Raw genomic sequence first — 1,793 nt, 5'->3', positions numbered from 1 at the left:
ATCCCGCTCATCGCGAGCTCGATCATGAGCAAGAAGATCGCCGAGGGCACCGGCGCGCTCGTGCTCGACGTCAAGGTCGGCAGCGGCGCGTTCATGAAGAACCGCGAGGACGCCACCGAGCTCGCCCGCACGATGGTCGACCTCGGCACGGATGCCGGCGTGAACACCGTCGCGCTCCTCACCGACATGTCAGTGCCCCTGGGCCTCACGGCCGGCAACGCGCTCGAGGTCCGCGAGTCGGTCGAGGTGCTCGCCGGTGGCGGGCCCGCCGACGTCGTCGAGCTCACCGTGCGCCTGGCGGAGGAGATGCTGGATGCCGCGGGTCGCGGCGGTCAGGACGTCGCCGCCGCGCTGAAGGACGGCCGCGCGATGGACGCCTGGAAGGCGATGATCTCCGCCCAGGGTGGTGACCCCGACGCCCCGCTGCCGACGGCCAAGGAGACGCAGGAGGTGCGGGCCACGGCATCCGGTGTGCTGTCCGGCCTCGACGCGTACGCCGTGGGTGTCGCCGCGTGGCGCCTCGGTGCGGGCCGGGCCCGCAAGGAGGACCCGGTGCAGGCCGGGGCCGGCATCGAGATCCACGCCAAGCCCGGCGACGAGGTCCGCGAGGGCGACGTGCTGCTCACGCTGCACACCGACACCCCCGAGCGCTTCGAGCGCGCCGTCGCCGCCCTCGACGGCGGCATCACCATCGCGCCGGCCGGCACCTCGGTCGAGCGCTCGCCCATCGTCATCGACAGGATCGCCTGATGTCCTCCGCGGTCGCCCTGACCCCCTCCATCGTCGCCCGCGCCCCCAAGGCGCTGCTGCACGACCACCTCGACGGTGGGCTGCGGCCGCAGACCATCGTCGACCTGGCCGCGGAGAGCGGCTACGACGGGTTGCCGACGACGGATGCCGTCGAGCTGGGGCAGTGGTTCCTGGACTCCGCGGACTCTGGCTCCCTGGTGCGATACCTCGAGACGTTCTCGCACACCGTGGCGGTGATGCAGACGCGTGAGCAGCTCGTGCGGGTCGCTCGCGAGTGCGCGCTCGACCTCGCCGCCGACGGTGTCGTCTACGCGGAGTCGCGGTTCGCGCCCGAGCAGCACCTGGCCGGCGGGCTCTCGCTGGAGCACGTCGTCGAGGCGGTGCTGGAGGGGTTCGCGCAGGGGCAGGCCGAGGCCGCGGAGGCTGGGACGCCGATCCGGGTCGTCACGCTGCTCACGGCGATGCGGCACGCCGCCCGCAGCCGGGAGATCGCCGAGCTGGCCGTGCGCTACCGCGACGAGGGCGTCGGCGGCTTCGACATCGCCGGGGCCGAGGCCGGGTTCCCTCCCACCCGCCACCTCGACGCCTTCGAGTACCTGCGCCGCGAGAACGCGCACTTCACGATCCATGCCGGTGAGGCCTTCGGGCTGCCGTCGATCTGGGAGGCCATCCAGTGGTGTGGCGCAGACCGGCTCGGGCACGGCGTGCGGATCGTCGACGACATCGAGACGGGGGCGGACGGCATCCCCGTTCTCGGTCGGTTGGCCGCCTACGTGCGCGACATGCGCATCCCGCTCGAGATGTCGCCGAGCTCGAACCTGCAGACCGGGGCCGCCGAGTCGATCGCGGCGCACCCGATCACCATGCTGAAGAACCTGCGCTTCCGGGTGACGATCAACACCGACAACCGGCTCATGAGCGGCACGTCGATGACCCGCGAGATGCAGCTGCTCGTCGACGAGGCCGGTTGGACCATCGAGGACCTGCGCTGGGCGACGATCAACGCGATGAAGTCGGCGTTCCTGCCGTTCGACGAGCGGCTG

General features: G+C 71.9%; 2 protein-coding genes. Both read left to right on the top strand.

The features are described 5' to 3' along the window. Window positions 1-750 (top strand): thymidine phosphorylase (locus tag PLL68_RS14725; RefSeq protein WP_324535367.1); only part of this gene is annotated, 750 nt, incomplete at its 5' end. After that, the coding region (locus PLL68_RS14720; RefSeq protein ID WP_324535365.1) for an adenosine deaminase at window positions 750-1,793 on the top strand (1,044 nt) is incomplete at its 3' end. The genes PLL68_RS14725 and PLL68_RS14720, both read left to right, overlap by 1 nt.

It is taken from the genome of Ornithinibacter sp., from assembly GCF_035443565.1.
In the GTDB taxonomy this organism is placed as follows: domain Bacteria; phylum Actinomycetota; class Actinomycetes; order Actinomycetales; family Dermatophilaceae; genus Fodinibacter.
This window is presented reverse-complemented; position numbering and strand designations above follow the sequence as displayed.